Annotated in this window: 17 protein-coding genes; 10 read left to right on the top strand and 7 right to left on the bottom strand. The window is 62.3% G+C overall.

What is annotated here, in order from left to right; all coding sequences use genetic code 11:
- Nucleotides 1-45: 45 nt before the first annotated feature.
- Both murJ and HKD31_RS07595 read right to left on the bottom strand, forming a co-directional pair.
- Complete coding sequence (gene murJ, locus HKD31_RS07600; protein WP_194264713.1) at nucleotides 46-1,602, bottom strand: murein biosynthesis integral membrane protein MurJ; 1,557 nt, start codon at nucleotides 1,600-1,602, stop codon at nucleotides 46-48.
- Nucleotides 1,603-1,678: 76 nt separating this feature from the next.
- The gene (locus tag HKD31_RS07595) at nucleotides 1,679-1,924 is read right to left on the bottom strand and encodes a hypothetical protein (RefSeq protein WP_041112121.1); all 246 of its coding nucleotides are present in this window, start codon (nucleotides 1,922-1,924) and stop codon (nucleotides 1,679-1,681) included.
- 106 nt (nucleotides 1,925-2,030) lie between these two features.
- Between HKD31_RS07595 and HKD31_RS07590 the strand changes: the two genes are divergently transcribed.
- Nucleotides 2,031-2,420, top strand: a complete 390-nt coding sequence (locus HKD31_RS07590) for a DUF4112 domain-containing protein (RefSeq protein ID WP_194264714.1) — start codon at nucleotides 2,031-2,033, stop codon at nucleotides 2,418-2,420.
- Here the strand turns inward: HKD31_RS07590 and HKD31_RS07585 are convergent.
- On the bottom strand, nucleotides 2,414-2,908 hold the full coding sequence (locus HKD31_RS07585) for a glutathione peroxidase (RefSeq protein ID WP_194264715.1): 495 nt from the start codon (nucleotides 2,906-2,908) through the stop codon (nucleotides 2,414-2,416). The genes HKD31_RS07590 and HKD31_RS07585 overlap by 7 nt on opposite strands.
- Before the next feature lie 157 nt (nucleotides 2,909-3,065).
- Here HKD31_RS07585 and HKD31_RS07580 point away from each other — a divergent pair, with 157 nt between their 5' ends.
- Complete coding sequence (locus tag HKD31_RS07580; protein ID WP_194264716.1) at nucleotides 3,066-4,271, top strand: NupC/NupG family nucleoside CNT transporter; 1,206 nt, start codon at nucleotides 3,066-3,068, stop codon at nucleotides 4,269-4,271.
- 100 nt (nucleotides 4,272-4,371) lie between these two features.
- Nucleotides 4,372-4,896, top strand: coding sequence for a superoxide dismutase[Cu-Zn] (gene sodC, locus HKD31_RS07575; RefSeq protein ID WP_194264717.1), 525 nt, complete (start codon nucleotides 4,372-4,374; stop codon nucleotides 4,894-4,896).
- An 8-nt stretch (nucleotides 4,897-4,904) separates the two neighbouring features.
- Here sodC and HKD31_RS07570 read toward each other — a convergent pair whose 3' ends face one another.
- The 3 genes from HKD31_RS07570 to tsaD are packed head-to-tail and all read right to left on the bottom strand — an operon-like array spanning nucleotide 4,905 to nucleotide 7,815.
- Complete coding sequence (locus HKD31_RS07570) at nucleotides 4,905-5,879, bottom strand: NAD(P)H-dependent glycerol-3-phosphate dehydrogenase (RefSeq protein WP_194264718.1); 975 nt, start codon at nucleotides 5,877-5,879, stop codon at nucleotides 4,905-4,907.
- A gap of 2 nt (nucleotides 5,880-5,881) precedes the next feature.
- Complete coding sequence (locus HKD31_RS07565; RefSeq protein ID WP_194264719.1) at nucleotides 5,882-6,721, bottom strand: 23S rRNA (adenine(2030)-N(6))-methyltransferase RlmJ; 840 nt, start codon at nucleotides 6,719-6,721, stop codon at nucleotides 5,882-5,884.
- Nucleotides 6,718-7,815, bottom strand: coding sequence for a tRNA (adenosine(37)-N6)-threonylcarbamoyltransferase complex transferase subunit TsaD (gene tsaD, locus HKD31_RS07560; protein ID WP_194264720.1), 1,098 nt, complete (start codon nucleotides 7,813-7,815; stop codon nucleotides 6,718-6,720). The genes HKD31_RS07565 and tsaD overlap by 4 nt, the downstream gene beginning before the upstream one ends.
- A 67-nt stretch (nucleotides 7,816-7,882) precedes the next feature.
- Here tsaD and hemC point away from each other — a divergent pair, with 67 nt between their 5' ends.
- Both hemC and HKD31_RS07550 read left to right on the top strand, forming a co-directional pair.
- Complete coding sequence (gene hemC, locus HKD31_RS07555) at nucleotides 7,883-8,932, top strand: hydroxymethylbilane synthase (RefSeq protein WP_194264816.1); 1,050 nt, start codon at nucleotides 7,883-7,885, stop codon at nucleotides 8,930-8,932.
- Nucleotides 8,933-8,982: 50 nt separating this feature from the next.
- Entirely contained in the window at nucleotides 8,983-9,630 is a 648-nt protein-coding gene (locus HKD31_RS07550; protein ID WP_338085550.1) for a uroporphyrinogen-III synthase, read from the top strand.
- Here the strand turns inward: HKD31_RS07550 and secB are convergent, their stop codons facing one another.
- Complete coding sequence (gene secB, locus HKD31_RS07545) at nucleotides 9,631-10,152, bottom strand: protein-export chaperone SecB (protein ID WP_062495672.1); 522 nt, start codon at nucleotides 10,150-10,152, stop codon at nucleotides 9,631-9,633.
- Nucleotides 10,153-10,345: 193 nt separating this feature from the next.
- Here secB and HKD31_RS07540 point away from each other — a divergent pair, with 193 nt between their 5' ends.
- The 5 genes from HKD31_RS07540 to HKD31_RS07520 all read left to right on the top strand — a co-directional run bounded on the left by HKD31_RS07540 (nucleotide 10,346) and on the right by HKD31_RS07520 (nucleotide 16,410).
- Complete coding sequence (locus HKD31_RS07540) at nucleotides 10,346-11,143, top strand: Tim44/TimA family putative adaptor protein (protein WP_194264721.1); 798 nt, start codon at nucleotides 10,346-10,348, stop codon at nucleotides 11,141-11,143.
- A 12-nt stretch (nucleotides 11,144-11,155) separates the two neighbouring features.
- Nucleotides 11,156-12,298, top strand: a complete 1,143-nt coding sequence (gene mltA / locus HKD31_RS07535) for a murein transglycosylase A (RefSeq protein WP_194264722.1) — start codon at nucleotides 11,156-11,158, stop codon at nucleotides 12,296-12,298.
- A complete protein-coding gene (locus HKD31_RS07530) occupies nucleotides 12,295-13,113 on the top strand; it encodes a DNA-methyltransferase (RefSeq protein ID WP_011253407.1) in 819 nt (272 codons plus the stop codon). The genes mltA and HKD31_RS07530 overlap by 4 nt, the downstream gene beginning before the upstream one ends.
- Before the next feature lie 93 nt (nucleotides 13,114-13,206).
- Nucleotides 13,207-14,685 carry a cytochrome-c peroxidase gene (locus HKD31_RS07525; RefSeq protein WP_194264723.1) on the top strand — a complete coding sequence of 493 codons (1,479 nt, stop codon included), beginning with the start codon at nucleotides 13,207-13,209 and terminating at the stop codon, nucleotides 14,683-14,685.
- Between the two features lie 216 nt (nucleotides 14,686-14,901).
- Nucleotides 14,902-16,410, top strand: coding sequence for a glycosyltransferase family 61 protein (locus HKD31_RS07520; protein ID WP_194264724.1), 1,509 nt, complete (start codon nucleotides 14,902-14,904; stop codon nucleotides 16,408-16,410).
- The last annotated feature ends 38 nt before the right edge of the window (nucleotides 16,411-16,448 follow it).

The following is a 16,448-nucleotide window of genomic DNA, read 5'->3' as shown; positions in this document are numbered from 1 at the left end:
GGAAAATAACGTCTCCGTGCCGGTGTGTGAACCGGCACGGAGGGGTCAGCGGGCGCGTCGGCGGTGCAGGCGTGTCTGCAAAGCCACGGTGGCGTCACGCAGGCGCACCACTTTCAGGGCGTCCAGCATTACGGCGTAGACGAGCATGCCGAAGATGATCAGGGCCGTGAGCATGCCGAAGCGCCAGATGCCGTGCCAGGACGGCAGGCCGGGAGCTGCGAGTTTTTCGGCCGCGGCGACCCACAGGGCCATCATGATGGCGGCGCCCGCGATGCGCGTGGCTCGGCCCTTCAGGAGTGGATCTGCGATGAAGAGGCCTCGCCGGTGTAGGATCACGGCGAGCAGCGTGCAGTTGACGAAGGCGGCGATCGTGCTGGCCAGCGGCGGCCCGATATGGCCGAGCGGGCGGTAGAGCATAAGGTTGAGGACGAGGTTCAGTCCCAGCGTGAAGAAGCCGATGCGCACGGGGGTGACGGTGTCCCCTTCCGCGAAAAAGGCCGGGGAGAGGACCTTGATGAGGACGAAGGCGGGCAGGCCGAGGGCATAGGCCTGAAGGCATTGTCCCGAAAGGATCGCGTCTGCGACCGTGAAGCGGCCATATCCGAAGAGCGCGGCCATGATCGGGGAGGCCAGGAAGATCATGCCGATCATGGCGGGCAGCGTCAGGAGCAGCGTGTAATCGATGGCGCGGTTGATGCTGGAATGGACGGCAGCGCGGTCATTATTGGCGATGTGGCGTGTCAGGAGCGGCAGGAGCGCCGTCCCGGCGGCCGAGCCCAGCACGCCGAGGGGGAGCTGGTTGATGCGGTCCGCGAAATACAGGATCGAGGGCGTGCCGACGGGCAGGTGGGTGGCGATGATGGTGTCGACGGTCAGGTTGATCTGGGTGACGCCGGACCCGACGAGGCCGGGCCCCATGCGGCGCAGCAGGGCACGCATGTCGGACGACAGGCTGGGCCATGTCAGGTGTGGGGCCATGCCCGCGCGGTGGGCGGCCCAGTACAGGGCGCCGAGCTGGACGACGCCGGAGAGCGTGACACCCCAGGCGCTGACGACGGCGGTGTTGTGCCAGACCAGCGCGCCGAGCAGGATTGCGGCGATGCCGATGATGTTGAAGGTGACATAGGCGGCGGCGGCGGCGGTGAACTTGCCGAGGCCGTTGAGCACGCCGGAGACGAGCGCTGCGCCGCAGATCAGCAGCATGTAGGGAAACGTGATTCGTGACAGGTGCACCGCGGTTTCAAAGCGGGTGCCGGTGAGGCCCGAGCCGATGCATTCCACGACCAGTGGCATGAAGATTTCGGCCAGAACCGTCAGCAGGGCGAGCCAGAGCATCAGTCCGGACAGGGCCTGCCCCGCGAAGCGCAGGGCGGACTGGTGGCCCTTCGTTTCGTAGCGTTCGGTGAACATCGGCACGAAGGCGGCGTTGAATGCGCCTTCACCGAAGAGGCGCCGGAACATGTTGGGCAGCCGAAGCGCGATCAGGTAGGCGTCCTGAACGGGGCCGGCACCCAGGAACGCGGCGAGAAGCTGGTCACGAACGAGGCCGAGGACACGCGAAAGCATGGTCCAGCTGCCGACTGTCAGGAAATTGCGAAGCATTTCCTGATCCTAGCCTAACATCCGGCGCCGCGACATATCCTCCGTTACAGGAAAAGCGCAGTGTGGCGGATGGGCTTCAGCGCAGGACCGTTTCGCGGTTGTGCAGGGTTGTTTCGGCTCTGGCGGGCTGCTGGATCGTGGGGCGGATCGCGGCGAGGCCGATGCACAGGAGCGTGACTTCCAGCATCAGCATGGCGCTGGCCCAGAAGATGCCGGACAGGCCAAGGAAGGTCGTGACGTGATGGGCCACGGCCGGGGTCAGCGCGCCGAGGGCGGCAACGACCAGAAGGGGCAGGATCGGGCGGAGCGGTGAGTCCTTCATAAATGTCTCCTGTCACATTTCTGACTTGAACTCTGGCGGGTTTCGATACGGTTGTTCAAGGAAAAAAGACGAACTTCCCTGTCGCTGTTGCGTGATAGGGGGTGCCATGACCGATTTTTCAACGATTTCCCCGCCTGTGAGTGTTGCCGAGCTTCGCCTGAGGCTGGATCGGATCCGGCGTCTGGCCTGGCTTCTGAACTCTGCCGCGCGGATTCCGGGGCTGCGGCTGCGGGCGGGGCTGGATACGCTGCTGGGGCTTCTGCCCGGAGGCGGTGCGCTGATCGGGACGGCGCTGTCGCTTTATATCGTCTGGGAAGGGCTGCGGATGGGCGTGGACCGCCAGACCGTGCAGCGGATGCTGGGCAATGTGGCGATTGAGGCCGTGGTGGGCCTCGTGCCGTTGGCGGGGGATCTGTTCGATACGGTCTTCAAGGCCGATCTGCGGAATATCGCGCTGATCGAAGCCTCCCTTGCGGGGCGGCTCGGGGGTCAGTGATTCAGCAGGACCTTCCGGACGGCTTCCTCGACGCGGTTTGAGGCGGGTTTGGACAGTGGTGTGAACCAGTTGACGAGCTTGCCGTCGCGGTCGGTCAGATATTTGTAGAAATTCCAGCGCGGGCGGGCGAGGAAGCCGCCCTGCTTGTCCAGCCAGCGGAACAGCGGGGTGGTTTCGGGGCCGCGCACATGCTGGCGCGCGGTCATGGGGAAGCTCACGCCGTAATTGCGGTGGCAGAAATTCTTGATGTCTTCGGACGAGCCGGGTTCCTGCTGGCCGAAATCATTCGACGGCACGCCGATGATCATCAGGCCTTCGGGGTAGTCGCGGCCGTAGCGGGACCAGAGGTGCTGGAGGTCTTCGTACTGGGGGGTGAAGCCGCATTTGGATGCCGTGTTGACGATCAGCAGCGGTCGTCCGCGATAGGCCGAGAGGTCGATCGTGTCGCCGGACAGGCCGGGAAGGCTGAAATCATAGGCACAGGTCATGGGGCTTCTCCCTATCAGTCGGCGGCATCCTAGCGGTTCGGGGGCGTGCAGGCGAGAGAGGAGGGGTGGACAGGACGTGACATGACGGACAGGTTCAGGTCGTTTCGGGTTCAGTTCCGGGTGCGTCGTTCTGTTTTTGGGTGAGGAGTTTGCCTGCGTGATCCTGCGCGTCCTTGTCGGCATGGCCGGTCTTCTGTTTCTGGGTGCGCTTTTGTCCACCAACCGCCGGGCCATCGACTGGTCACTCGTCGGACGGGCGCTGCTATTGCAGATGCTGATTGCGGCGGTCGTATTGTGGGTGCCGGCGGGCGCGCATGGGCTGCATCTGATGTCCGATGCGGTGACGAAGGTCCTGTCTTACGGGGATGTGGGCAGTGCGTTCCTGTTCGGCGGGCTTGTGGGGCCGAAGATGAACGGGCTGTTTGGCAATGACAGTTTCGTCTTTGCGCTCAAGGTTCTGCCGGAGATCGTTTATGTCGCAGCACTTCTGGGGCTGTTGCAGCACTGGGGCGTGTTGCAGTTCCTCTCGAAGCTGATTGGCGGGGCGCTGTCTCGGGTACTGGGGACAACGGGGCTCGAATCGTTTTCGGCGGTCCTGACGATTTTCCTGGGACAGAGCGAGATGCCGATCGCGCTTCAGACCTGTCTGGCGGAAATGTCGGAAGGGGAGCTGGCGACGGTTCTGTGCAGCGGGACGTCGTCGATCGCGGGGTCCGTGCTGGCGGGATATGCTTCGCTCGGTGTGCCGATGGAGAACCTGCTGGCGGCGTCTTTCATGGCGATCCCGGGGGGGCTGCTGTTCTCGCGCATTCTGTTTCCGGGGCCGCGGCGGTCTGATGCGCAGATTGCCGGGGCGGATCACGGGCATCACAGCATGTTCGAGGCGATTGCGGATGGTGCGATGAATGGCGCGAAGATTGCAGTGGCGGTGGGATCGGTCCTGATTGCATTTGTGGGGCTGATTGCGCTTGCGAACGGACTTCTGGGAGCGGTTGGGCTGTCTTTGGCGCGCATCCTGGGGACGGTGTTTGCGCCGTTTGCCTGGCTGCTCGGGGTGCCGTGGAGCGAATGTATCGTGGCGGGGGGACTGCTTGGACAGAAGATCGCGTTCAACGAGTTCGTGGCTTATGTGAACCTGTCGCCGCTGATCCATGCGCATGCGTTGTCGCAGCGGACGATCACGATCCTGTCCTTCGCGCTGTGCGGATTTGCGAACATCTCCACGATCGGGATTCTGATCGGGGCATTCGGGAGTGCGGAGCCGCGTCGGCGGACGGATGTGGCGTCGCTGGCTGTTCGGGCCGTGGCAGCGGGCACGCTGTCCAATGCGATGAGTGCGGTGATTGCGGGGCTGTTCGTCTGAGCTGCGGGGGCGTTCACGAATCTCTGATCCATGGGAGGGCTGGATCCGGGTAGGATGCGAACAGTTATCATCTTCCTCTGATCAGACTGTGAGTTTCTCCATGCGCCGTTCCGGATTCCTGACCCTTCTTCTGGCCTCTGTGATGGCTGTTCCTGCTCTGGCGTCTGCGGCGGAGCATGTGAGCGGGGAGCTGAAGGGGACGGATGGGGCCACGCACGGGATCGTGGACGTGACGGGAGCGCCCAAGGGGGTTCTGCTGCGTCTGCAGGTCCAGGGGCTGACGCCGGGCTGGCACGGGATTCATTTCCATGAAAAGGGGAGCTGTGCGGCTCCGAAATTCACCAGTGCGGGGGCGCATGTTCATGCGGTGACGCCGGTTGTGCATGGTCTGCTGAAGGCGGATGCGAATGATGCCGGGGATCTGCCGAACCTGTATGTCGCGGCGGACGGGACGGCGACTGTGGAGCTTTATTCCACGCTGGTCTCGCTGAGGGGGGGCAATGGGCTGCCGGCGCTGATGGATGCGGACGGGGCGTCCGTGGTCATTCATGCAAAGCCGGATGATTATCAGACCCAGCCGATTGGCGGTTCGGGAGATCGCGTGGCCTGCGCCGTTTTGCACTGAGCCACGCCTTATTCCCGGGTCGGGGGGCGGTCCAGCAGAAGGTGGCGCGCTTCCTCGATCGAGACGCCGTCGTTGAGGAGGCGGGTGACGGTTTCCATGATCGGCACCCGCACGTTGTGCTGCCGGGCCAGGGCGAGCATGGCCGGAGCAGTCAGCACGCCTTCTGCGACTGTGGTGCGTGAGGCGAGGATGTCTGCGAGCGGGCGGCCTTCGCCGAGTTCCAGACCGACACTGTAGTTGCGCGAGCCGCGTCCGGTGCAGGTCAGGATGAGGTCGCCCATGCCTGCGAGGCCTGCGAGGGTAGTGGCACGACCGCCTGTGGCTTCGGCGAGGCGGCCGATTTCGGCGACGGCGCGGGTAATGAGGGCAGCGCGGGCGTTTTCGCCCAAGCCTGCGCCGATCGTGATGCCGGCGCCGATGGCGATGACGTTCTTGGCAGCGCCTGCGAGCTGGACGCCGGCAGCGTCATCGCTGGCGTAGAGGCGGAAACTGGACGTGTTGAGGAGCGCCGTGAGTTTCTGCGCGAGAGCGAGGTCTGTACAGGCCAGCGTTGCGGCGGCGGGGAGGCCTTTTGCGACTTCGATGGCGAAGTTGGGGCCGGAAAGGACGCCGGTCGGACGGCCGGGCATGGTTTCCGCCAGGACGTCGAGCGGCAGGAGGGATGTGGCCTGTTCCAGTCCCTTGCAGCAGGTCACGACGGGGACGGCGGGGTCGAGCACGGTCTGAAGGCGTGCGGAGACGTTGCGGGCGGTCTGGACCGGGGTGACGAGCAGGGCGACGTCTGCGCTGCGGGGAAAGTCTCCGGTGATGGTGACGTTTTCGGGCAGGGTGATGTCCGGCAGGCGCGGGAGGGTACGGGTTCCGGGGGGGGCTGGATTGCGCATCCAGAGGGTCACGTCCGCGCCTGTCGCTGCTGTGGCGCAGGCCAGCGCCGTTCCCCAGGCTCCGGCGCCGATGACGGCGATATGCGGACGTGTGGTCATGGTTATTCTTCTGCCAGTCGTTCGATGTTGATCTGGATGTCTTCGGCCTCGGGAGAACGCAGGCCGGTGGCGAGGGCTTCGAGAATGTTGCGGGCCTCGTCCTCGAAGCCGAAAGGCGCGTTGACGACCAGCAGGCCGCAGCCGTTCAGGCGTGACGGATCGACGGGTGGGCGGAGCAGGAACTCGCAGGCGAGCATGTCCCGGATGCCGGCGTCCTGAAGCGCTGTGTAGAAGGCGCGGACCGGGGTGCGGTGCTTGATCGGGTACCAGACGGCGATGATCCCGGCGCGGAAACGGGTGCGGATCAGGGCGATGGCATCGGCGCAGCGGGCGAAATCGTCCGGCTTTTCAAACGGCGGGTCGATGAGGACGAGGCCGCGCTTGAGATCCTTCGGCGGAAGCAGGGCGCGCAGGGCTTCATAGCCGTCACGGTGATGGATTGCGGCCTGCGGATCGGCGTGGAAGAGGCGGCGCAGGGGGCGGACGTCTTCGGGGTGCAGTTCGCAGGCGATGAGCTGGTCCTGCGGGCGGAGTTCGGCGCGGGCGAAGGCGGGGGAGCCGGGGTAGCGGTGCCGGTCCTGCACGTTGGGGCGCACGGCGTCGAGATAGTCCGCAAGTGGGGCGGCGGCCGGGCTGTTGAGAAGTTGGCCGATGCCTGCGCGCCATTCGCCGGTCTTTTCGGCTTCCTCGGACGTCAGATCGTAGCGGCCGCATCCGGCATGGGTGTCGAGGACGACGAAGCCTGCGGGTTTGCGCTTCAGCGCCTTGATGAGTGCGAGAAGCAGGGCGTGCTTCATGCAGTCGGCGAAGTTTCCGGCGTGGTAGATGTGGCGGTAGTTCAAGAGGCGTGTTCCGGGGTGGAGGGAGTGCGTTCAGACAGGGGCCAGCGGGGGCGGGCGGCGGTGTCGATTTCGTTGGGGGTTTCGCCCGCGTGGAGGCGTTCGAGCGCGGCCCAGGCGACCATGACCGCGTTGTCCGTGCACAGGCGCAGAGGGGGCGCGAGGAAAGGGATGCGGTGGTTGGCGGCGACCTGTTCGAGGGCGTGGCGCAGGGTCTTGTTGGCGGCGACGCCGCCTGCGACGACCAGGGCTGTGGCGTTCGGGCTGAGGGCCAGGGCGTGTTCGGCGCGGTCGGCCATGACATCCGCGACGGCGCGCTGGAAGGAGGCGGCGACGTCTGCTGCGAACTGGTGCGGAAGGGCGTCGCGGCTGCCAGTCGGGTCCTGTGTGTCGATCAGGCGGCTGACGGCGGTTTTCAGGCCCGAGAATGAGAAATCGCAGCCTTCGCGGCCCTTGAGGGGGCGGGGGAGCGGGTAGGCGTCGTCGCGGCCTTCGGTGGCGAGTTTTTCAAGGGCCGGGCCGCCGGGCCAGCCGAGGCCGAGCATTTTGGCGACCTTGTCGAAGGCTTCTCCGGCAGCGTCGTCGATCGTACCGCCTAGACGGACATAGCGGCCGGTCTGTTCGACCGAGACGCACTGGCAGTGGCCGCCCGAGACCAGCATTGTCAGGTAGGGGAAGTGCAGGTCAGCACCCAGGCTGGGGAGGCGCGGGGTGAGGATGTGGGCCTCGATATGGTTCACAGCCACGAAGGGACGGTGCAGCGCCATGGCCAGTCCCTTGGCGTAGGAACTGCCGACGATCAGGCCGCCGATCAGGCCGGGGCCGGTCGTGCCGGCGAAAGTGTCGATGTCGGCCAGCGTCAGGGAGGCTTTTTTCAGGACTTCCGCCACCAGTGCGGGCAGGGCGTCCAGATGGGCGCGGGCCGCGATTTCCGGGACGACGCCGCCGAGAATGGCATGGTCGGTCTGGGATAGGACGCCTTCGGCCAGGATCGTGCCGTCGTAAGCGAGGATGGCGCAGGCCGTATCGTCGCAGGAGGTTTCGATGGCCAGAAGGGGGCGCGTGGATGCGGATGGAGAAGTGGCGGAGGCTGACATGGGGCTTATTATGGCCGAGTCTGTCATATCATGACAGTCCCGTGTGAATGGGCTAAAGCTGCCGTTCATGAATGCTCCCGTCCTGCCTTCCGAGGCGCTCCAGAGAGTCGCCGCGGAAGCCGTCCGCCGCTCCCATGCCGCTGAGCCGCCTACCGGCCGCAAGCTCCCTCTTCGTGTCGGGTCGCGGGCGTCTCCGCTGGCGCTGGTCCAGACGCGGAACTTTCTGACGCGCCTGACGCGGTTCTGCCCCGTCCTGCGCGATATGGGGGCGTTTCAGGAATATCAGATCAGCACCGAAGGCGACCGCAATCTGGTGCAGCGTCTGGCGGAAATCGGCGGCAAGGGGCTTTTTGCCAAGGAAATCCATGAGGCGCTGGCAGCCGGGCGGATCGATTTCGCGGTGCACAGCCTCAAGGATCTGGAAACCAACCTGCCGCCGGGTCTGGTGCTGGCCTGCACGCTCAAGCGTGAGGATGCGCGCGATGCGCTGATCCTTCGGGACCGGGATGTAAAGGTTGATCCGCAGCATCCGTATGACTGTCTGCCGGAAGGGGCGCTGATCGGTTGTGCGTCGGTGCGTCGTCAGGCGCAGATGCTGCATGTGCGTCCGGATCTGCGGTTCTGTCTGCTGCGTGGCAATGTGCAGACGCGACTGGACAAGCTGCGGGCCGGGGCGTGCGAAGCGACGCTTCTGGCGCTGGCCGGACTGCGGCGTCTGGGTATGGAAGACCGTGTGGATGTCGTGCTGGAGCCGGACCAGATGCTGCCGGCTTCGGGTCAGGGTATTGTGGGCGTGACGGTTCGTGAGAGCGATCTGGAACTGCGCGAACTGCTGTCCGCGATCGAGGATCCGGAGGCGCGGGCGGTTTCGACGGCCGAGCGTGCGCTTCTGGCGGAGCTGAACGGTTCGTGCCGGACGCCGATCGGGGGTTATGCCCGGATCGAGAATGGTGTTCTCAAGCTGAGCGGCATGATTGCGAGCGAGGACGGGACCTTCCTGCTGCGTCGCGAGATCGAAGGGGCGCCGCTCGAGGCAGCCCGTCTGGGGACCGAGCTTGCGGACGAACTTCGCCGCGACACGCCGGCCCATATCTTTGATGAAATGAGGCGTCCCTGACGCTTACCCGGCCTGAACCGGGTCGCCCTGAACTGGCGCGCGCGGTTCTGGTGACCCGGCCGGAGCCCGGACTGTCCGCTACGATGGCGGAAGTCCGGGCTCTTGGCTGGGAGGCTGTGGCGTGTCCGATGCTGGATATCACGACATTCGAGCCTGTTGCGCCGGGCGCATTCCGGGCCGTGCTGGTGACGAGTGCGAATGCGCTGCCCGCGCTGCGGGACTGGCCTCGGGATCGGCTGGTTGTGGCCGTTGGTGCGCAGACAGCGGCGCGGGCGCGGCGGGACGGCTTCGTGAATGTCGAAGCGGCGGACGGGGATGCGCGGGCTTTGGCAGCGTTCTGCTGGTCGCGGGCCATCATGGGCGCGGATGTGCTGCTGGCCAGTGGCGAGGGGTATGGCGTGGAGCTGGCGCAGGATCTGGGCGTGCAGCGGGTCGAGGTTTATGCGGCCTGCAAGCGTACGGTTCTGCCTGATGATGCGGCTCGGGCCCTGCGGGGCGGGCGAGTCGATTCCGTGTTGCTGTATTCGGGGAAAACGGCGGAAGCGTTCAGGGAAGCGCTGGGGGCCGAGGAGGTCACGGCGCTGTCTGCCGTGCGGGCGCTCTGTCTGTCAGAGGCCATTGCCGCGCGCCTGGACCCGAAGGAATGGCGCGCGGTGATGTGGCCCGATCCGCTGGAGCAGCTCGGGCCAGCAGTCTGATCAGGCTTCGCCGGCGGGTTCCGGGAACTGCTGGGCGCGCTTGGCCTGCCACAGGGCAACGAAGTCGATCGGCTGCAGCACGACGGGCGGGAAGCCGCCGTCACGCGTGACGTCGCTGACGATGGAGCGGACATACGGGAAGATCAGGCGCGGAACTTCAACCAGCAGGATCGGCTCGATGAGTTCCTGCGGCGGGTTGTTCAGCGTCACGACGGCGGCGTAGGTCAGCTCGGCGATGAACACCGTACGACCGGCCTGTCCACCTTCCTGTGCCGGCGGCTCGGCGGCTTCGGCGCGGACGGCCAGGGCGACTTCATAAACAGCCTGGTCTTCTTCCAGACGGTTGGCCTGGACGTCGATGTTGACGGAAATCTGCGGAGCAGAGCGCAGTGTTGCGAAAATGGAAGCGCCGGCCGGGACTTCAAAGGACAGGTCCTTCGTGTACTGCAGGTTGATGGCCAGCGGCATGGCCGGCACGTTTTCCTGGCCCAGGGCAGCGTTGTCGGGGGTGTTCTCTGACATACAGTCTCCGGTTCCGCAGGGGCTGGGCCCGTGGCGGACATCGATTGGAACGATTGCGATCCCCCGGCGGTAGCATGATGTCTGCTGTCCGCCAAGACACGGTTCTGGCGGACAGATGGTTGAGATCGGACGGATTGCACCCTATCTGTAGGTCAACGGATCTTTAACCGAACACTGCGAAACACAGGCTTTCATGTCTTCTGACGACATCCATCTCCCCGCCGGCCTCATGGCTCACGCGGGTCATTATTTTCCCTGGGACCTTGTGGTCCTGTTCGTGCTCGCGGTGGCGCTGGGGGTGAGGCTGTACCGTGTTCTTGGCCGTCGTGTCGGGATGCAGGGGGTGCGGCAGGAGCGTCCGGGGCCCGGGTTTGGTCCGGGCGCGCAGAAGGGGGCTGCTCCGGATGCGGCGCGTCCGAGCGCGCCGCCGCCACTGCCGGGGCAGGTCGCAGGGAAACCGGGGACTGCTCCCGGGGTGTTCGATCAGGCGGTGCCTGACGTTGAGTATGAAATTCCGGCGTCTGCTACGCGGGTCGGGACGGTTCTGGGTGAGATCGGGTCCGTTTTTCCGGGATTTTCGCCCGATGGTTTCCTGAAGGAAGCCGAAGGGACGTTCCGTCAGGTGGTTCCGGCTTTTGCGGTCGGCGACCGTACGGCGCTGGAAAAGCTGCTGACGCCGGCCTCCATGGAGTCTTTTTCCTCGGCGATTGATGCGCGGGTACAGGCGGGTGAGACGCAGCGGAGCGATCTGCGCGGGATCGAGAGCCTGTCCATTCTGGATGCTTTTCTTGTGTCTTCGGAAGACGGGGCGCGGATCGGCCGAATCGAGGTGAAGATCGTGTCGCGGCAGGTGAATATCCTCACGGATCGTGAGGGTGAGCCGGTAGTCGGAACCGAGGCTGTGACCGAGTTCCACGATCTGTGGCTGTTCGAGCGTGTGGCGGGGCAGTCCGACGCGCGGTGGCGCTTGGCGGCATCGCGTCCGGCCTGATCGCGTTCTCCGATGAAGAAACTGCTGACCCTGCTGACGCTTGGCGCGCTGTGCGGATGCACGCCGCAGAATGCGCCCTCGTCGCTTTCGCTCTCTCCTGTCGGATATGACTCGCTCGCCGGATGGGAGCAGGAGGATTTCACGTCCCTGATGCCGCTGCTGCGGGATGAGTGTCATCGTCTGGCGCAGTTGCCGCCCGAGACGGCGCTTGGCGGGAGCGAGGCCATTCCCTATGGGCGTCATGCTGCCGACTGGAGCAATGCCTGCGCGGCGCTGGCGACGGCTTCGGATGCGCGGACCTATCTGGAGACGTGGTTCCAGCCCTACGAGGCGGGAACTGAAGCGTTCTATACCGGGTATTTCGAGCCGCAGATCCCGGCATCCCTGACGCAGGGTGGGGCGTATCAGACGCCGGTTTACGGGCGTCCGCGCGATCTGGTCCGGGCGAAGGCGACCAATGGCCAGATGGTCAACGGGCGCTGGGTCAACGGCCAGTTTGCGCCGTATTATGACCGTGCTGCGATTGATGGCGGAGCGCTGGCGGGGCAGGGGCTTGAGATCGCCTGGCTGAAAAGTCCGGTAGACCTTTTTTTCCTTCAGATTCAGGGTTCGGGGCGGTTGATCCTGCCGGATGGTGGGCAGGTGCGTGTCGGATATGACGGGCGCAACGGGCAGGCTTATGTGCCGCTCGGGCGTGTTCTGGTGCAGGACGGGGAACTGCCTGCGGATGGTGTCAGCATGGACAGCATCCGCACCTGGCTGGAAGCGCATCCGGATCGGATGATGTCCGTCATGGAGCGCAATCCGAATTATGTGTTCTTCCGCCGTGATGACGGCAATCTGGCGCAGGGTCCGAAAGGGGCATTCGGGATGCCTCTGACGGCCGGGCGCTCTGTGGCGGTGGACCGGTCCGTGGTGCCGTTTGCGATGCCGCTGTGGGTCGAGACGAAGCTGCCTTATGGGGCGGGTCAGCCTGTGACCTGGGATCATCTGGTGTTTGCTCAGGATATCGGGACGGACATCAAGGGCGCCGGCCGGGCCGATCTGTTCACGGGCTGGGGGGCGACCGCGCAGTCCGTGGCGGGGAACCTGCATGCGCATGGCCGGGTGGTGCTGTTCCTACCGCGGCCTCCTGCGGATTCTGCGGCGCAATGATCCGCAGTCGCCGGGAGAAGCTCGGTGTCCATACGCTGATCCGGGGGGACTGCACGACGGTTCTCAGACGGATGCCGTCGCAGAGTGTGGACGTTGTGGTGACGTCTCCGCCGTATAATCTGGGGGTGCCGTACCGGACGTATCAGGACCGGCTGCCCGAGGACGCGTATCTGGACTGGCTGGAGGATGTCTGCACCAGTCTGTGCCGGGTGATGAAGGATGACGGGTCGTTTTTCCTGAATATCGCCGGGTCGTCCTCACAGCCCTGGATGCCGTTTGAACTGATGACACGACTGCGCAAGCTGTTCGTGCTGCAGAACCACATCACCTGGATCAAGTCGATTTCGGTCGGGGAGATCACGTACGGGCATTTCAAGCCGCTGAACTCGGCGCGTTTCGTCAATCGCAATCATGAGCATGTGTTCCATCTGACCAAGACGGGGAATGTGCCGGTGCAGCGGCTGGATGCGGGTGTGCCGTTTACGGACAAGAGCAATATCGTGCGGCGGCAGCACATCACGGACCGGCGGTGTCGGGGTGATACGTGGTTTATTCCCTACGAGACCGTGCGCAGCCGCAAGGAGAAGTTCAGCCATCCGGGGACGTTCCCGGTGGCGCTTCCAGAGGCGTGCATCCGGCTGCACGGGTTGCGGCCGGGGGGCGTACTGCTCGATCCGTTCATGGGGTCGGGCACGACGCTGGTCGCGGCGGAGCGGATGGGGTGTGTGGGGATCGGGATTGATACCGATACGTCCTATGTGAACGTGGCCCGCAAGCGGGTGCGGGCGGCGATAGACCATGAGGACGAAGACTGATCGACAAGACCTGTTGTCCTGACAGGTTCAATTACTTTGACTTTGCCTGTCACTTTTCGTCATTCTCACGACACCGTGAGTATGAGGAGAAAAATGGTGCGTTCCAGCACGATTACAAAGGGAATTGCCGGTCTGGTGGCACTTGGTGTTGTCGCCTGGGGCGGTACCGTCACCTATCTTGAGCATTTCGATCATGCTGGTGCACCGCAGTTGCCCGCCAGCAGTCCGACGCGTCAGGACCCGACGGCCATGGCGGCGTTCGCGGCCCTTCGGGAAGTGCGCTGCGATTACTGTCATACGCAGAATGTGAATTTGCCGTTCTATTTCAGCCTGCCGCTGGCCAATCAGATCATGAAGCGTGATCTGGTGCAGGGACAGCGTCATTTCGAATATGCGCCAGTTCTGACGGCCCTGCAGGACGGCAAGCCGCCTTCCGTCGAGCAGCTTTCGCGCATTGAGGAAGTCATCACGCAGAACCGCATGCCGCCGGCAGCCTATCTGCTGATGCATCCGCATGCGCATCTGGATGAGAAACAGCGCGCGGATATCCTGAAATGGGTGCGTGAGCAGCGCGAGCGTTACTATGCGACGCCAGGTGTGGCGGCGCAGTTCCGTGGCGAGCCGATCCAGCCGATCCCCGAGAGTGTCGATGTGAACTGGAAGAAGGCCGAGCTGGGCCGGGCGCTGTTCTTCGACAAGGGGCTGTCGGGTGATGGCACGCTCAATTGCGCAAGCTGCCATGGTCTGAACAAGGGTGGCGTGGACAACCTGACGACCGCGACGGGTATTGGCGGCCAGAAGGGGCCGATCAATGTGCCTACCGTCTATAATGCTGTGTTCAGCATGGCGCAGTTCTGGAACGGCCGTGCGAAGGATCTTGCGGAGCAGGCGGCTGGTCCGGTCATGAACCCGCTGGAAATGGGTTCGCATGACTGGGTTGTCGTGTCTGATCATGTTCGCAGCACGCCAGGCTATGCTGAGCAGTTTACGGCAGCATTTGGCTCCGACCAGATCGACAAGGACACGATCACGGGGGCGATTGCGGAATATGAAAAGACGCTGATCACGCCGGACAGCCGCTTTGATCTGTATCTGAAGGGCGATGAGAAGGCGATCACGGCGCAGGAAAAGCGCGGGTATGAGCGGTTCAAGGAAATCGGCTGCTCGGGTTGCCATAGTGGTCTTGCCGTGGGTGGCGATGCTTACGAGATCCTTGGGCTGGAAGGGCCGTATTTCGAGAACCGTCACACGCAGCTGACGGATGCCGATGAAGGCCGCATGGCCGTGACGCACAAGGAAGGCGACCGGGAGCGGTTCAAGGTTCCGAACCTGCGTAATGTCGAGCTGACAGGCCCCTGGCTGCATGACGGCTCGGCGACCACGCTGGAGCAGGTCGTGCGGGAGATGGCGCGTTACGAGACGCCGGATACGGATATTGCCGATCAGGATGTCACGGATATCGTGGCGTTCCTCAAGACGCTGACTGGCAAGTATGAAGGTATTCCGCTGAAGGATGTGCCGGCTGACCAGCCGCTGCAGGCTCCGGTGTCAGGTTCTGATTCCCAGAACTGACGCTTTAGTATTTTCCAGTAAAGAACCGGAGAAGGGAAACCTCTCCGGTTTTTTTTATATATACAGGACCGATGATCTGAACTGTCTGTATCAAGTGGTTTTTCGCGCACCTGAAATTGCATGTTTCATATTGGATGAGTTTTAATAAACGATATGGACAGTGAAGATCAGCTTCGCTATCGATTTGGAATAAAAATATTTCAGAATAGGTATGATATGAGCGATTATATCAAGGATTGCATTAAATATGATATTTCCGGTTCTGTTATAGAAGGTTTTCCGGAAGTTTTTGATCGGCGTAATGTTCTGTACGTTCCGAGACGCGAAGGCGGTCTGGATAAGGACTTTGGGTTATTTGATGAAACAGGACGACAGATCCTCGGAAACGCTCTTTTCTCAAGTTATCCGCCTGTATTGAAAACACAGGGCTTGACGACGCGGAAAAATGGAGAGGCAGCCTCTTACCAGAACCGGCCTGTCGTGTATGGGGGATGTATTGGCGACCATTACGGCCATTTCATAACGGAATGCCTGAACACGCTCTGGTATTTTTCGAGGGAATGCTCACCGGAAACACTGGTGCTTTTCCATAGTGACCTGACCGTTGAAGAGATTTTTTCCCGACCCTGGATGGTCGATCTGCTGCGTTATGCAGGGGTCCGAAAAGAACAGATTATTATTCCCCGTGTACCATTAAGATTTGATTCCATTACCATACCTGGGCAGGCGTTTTCTGAAGATGGCTTTGTCTATACGGGGTATGCAAAATATCTGAAATCACTGTCGTTGAAGGCGGTTCAGGAAAGCAGCTTTGATTTCAAAGGAATGGTATATCTTTCGAGGGTCAGTCCTCTCTACAATAGTCGACTGCCCTGTAACGAAGAGGATCTCTGTGCCGAATTTTCGGGACGTGGAGTAAAGGTTGTTCGACCTGAAGACCTGTCTGTTGCCGATCAGATCAAGATATTTAACGAGAATATTGTCATAGGGCCTATTGGCTCGGCTTTTCATACGTCGATCTTTGCGGGGGCCCCGAAAGGAATAGCCATTTGCCCGGAAGACCGGCCTATTGCGCGTTCATACGAATTGATGGATGCAGCACATGATGCCGAGATACGCTATGTATACAGTAAGGATAAAGTAGATCCTTCAACGCTTGCGGAAGTTCTGGTGCAGGCTGCCGGGTCAAATACGTATTGGAAAACAATAACGGAAAAAATTGGACTGGGATTCCTGGGACGAAAAAACAGAGGAGATATTTTCTTTGTTGGTAATGAAAATATCCTTCTTGCGAGAGATATGAAGGAAGCCAGGGATGATGAAGTCCTTGTGGCTACAGTCGGCAATAAGTCATTTATTTTTGCAAATCATTCCTCTTTGCCGCCTTTTTTCATAGAAAAAGAGCTGAGCGAGACAAGAGTCATATCATATCTTAATTTTGAAGAAGAAAATGTTGTCGGATTCCAGAATCCGGTAAATGGAAAATGGCTGAAAGCAGTTCCGCCTGAGTTGAAGAAGAATCTTCATTGCGATGCGGACCATGTCAATGATTGGGAGTTGTTCCGGCTGAAGCGTGTGGAAGATCCGGATTTTTCCGGTGACCTGAAAGTTCTGCTGGAAGCGCTGGCTTATCTTTCTGACACGGGGGATGTTGCTGGATGTCTGACGATTGCACCCTGTCTTGAGAATGCGCTTCACCGGTTCGAAGGCTCCGATTGTCAGTAGAATTTTTCTCTTCTGACAATCGTGACGCCTGATTGGGG

The organism is Gluconobacter potus, assembly GCF_015244705.1.
Classification (GTDB): domain Bacteria; phylum Pseudomonadota; class Alphaproteobacteria; order Acetobacterales; family Acetobacteraceae; genus Gluconobacter; species Gluconobacter potus.
The sequence above is the reverse complement of the archived record's forward strand: the minus strand, read 5'-3'. Positions and strand labels throughout refer to the sequence as shown.

Coding starts and splice junctions, on each gene's coding strand:
- murJ (WP_194264713.1), bottom strand. CDS start 1,602: ATGCTTCGCAATTTCCTGACAGTCGGCAGCTGGACCATGCTTTCGCGT.
- HKD31_RS07595 (WP_041112121.1), bottom strand. CDS start 1,924: ATGAAGGACTCACCGCTCCGCCCGATCCTGCCCCTTCTGGTCGTTGCC.
- HKD31_RS07590 (WP_194264714.1), top strand. CDS start 2,031: ATGACCGATTTTTCAACGATTTCCCCGCCTGTGAGTGTTGCCGAGCTT.
- HKD31_RS07585 (WP_194264715.1), bottom strand. CDS start 2,908: ATGACCTGTGCCTATGATTTCAGCCTTCCCGGCCTGTCCGGCGACACG.
- sodC (WP_194264717.1), top strand. CDS start 4,372: ATGCGCCGTTCCGGATTCCTGACCCTTCTTCTGGCCTCTGTGATGGCT.
- HKD31_RS07570 (WP_194264718.1), bottom strand. CDS start 5,879: ATGACCACACGTCCGCATATCGCCGTCATCGGCGCCGGAGCCTGGGGA.
- tsaD (WP_194264720.1), bottom strand. CDS start 7,815: ATGTCAGCCTCCGCCACTTCTCCATCCGCATCCACGCGCCCCCTTCTG.
- hemC (WP_194264816.1), top strand. CDS start 7,883: ATGAATGCTCCCGTCCTGCCTTCCGAGGCGCTCCAGAGAGTCGCCGCG.
- secB (WP_062495672.1), bottom strand. CDS start 10,152: ATGTCAGAGAACACCCCCGACAACGCTGCCCTGGGCCAGGAAAACGTG.
- HKD31_RS07540 (WP_194264721.1), top strand. CDS start 10,346: ATGTCTTCTGACGACATCCATCTCCCCGCCGGCCTCATGGCTCACGCG.
- mltA (WP_194264722.1), top strand. CDS start 11,156: ATGAAGAAACTGCTGACCCTGCTGACGCTTGGCGCGCTGTGCGGATGC.
- HKD31_RS07530 (WP_011253407.1), top strand. CDS start 12,295: ATGATCCGCAGTCGCCGGGAGAAGCTCGGTGTCCATACGCTGATCCGG.
- HKD31_RS07525 (WP_194264723.1), top strand. CDS start 13,207: ATGGTGCGTTCCAGCACGATTACAAAGGGAATTGCCGGTCTGGTGGCA.
- HKD31_RS07520 (WP_194264724.1), top strand. CDS start 14,902: ATGAGCGATTATATCAAGGATTGCATTAAATATGATATTTCCGGTTCT.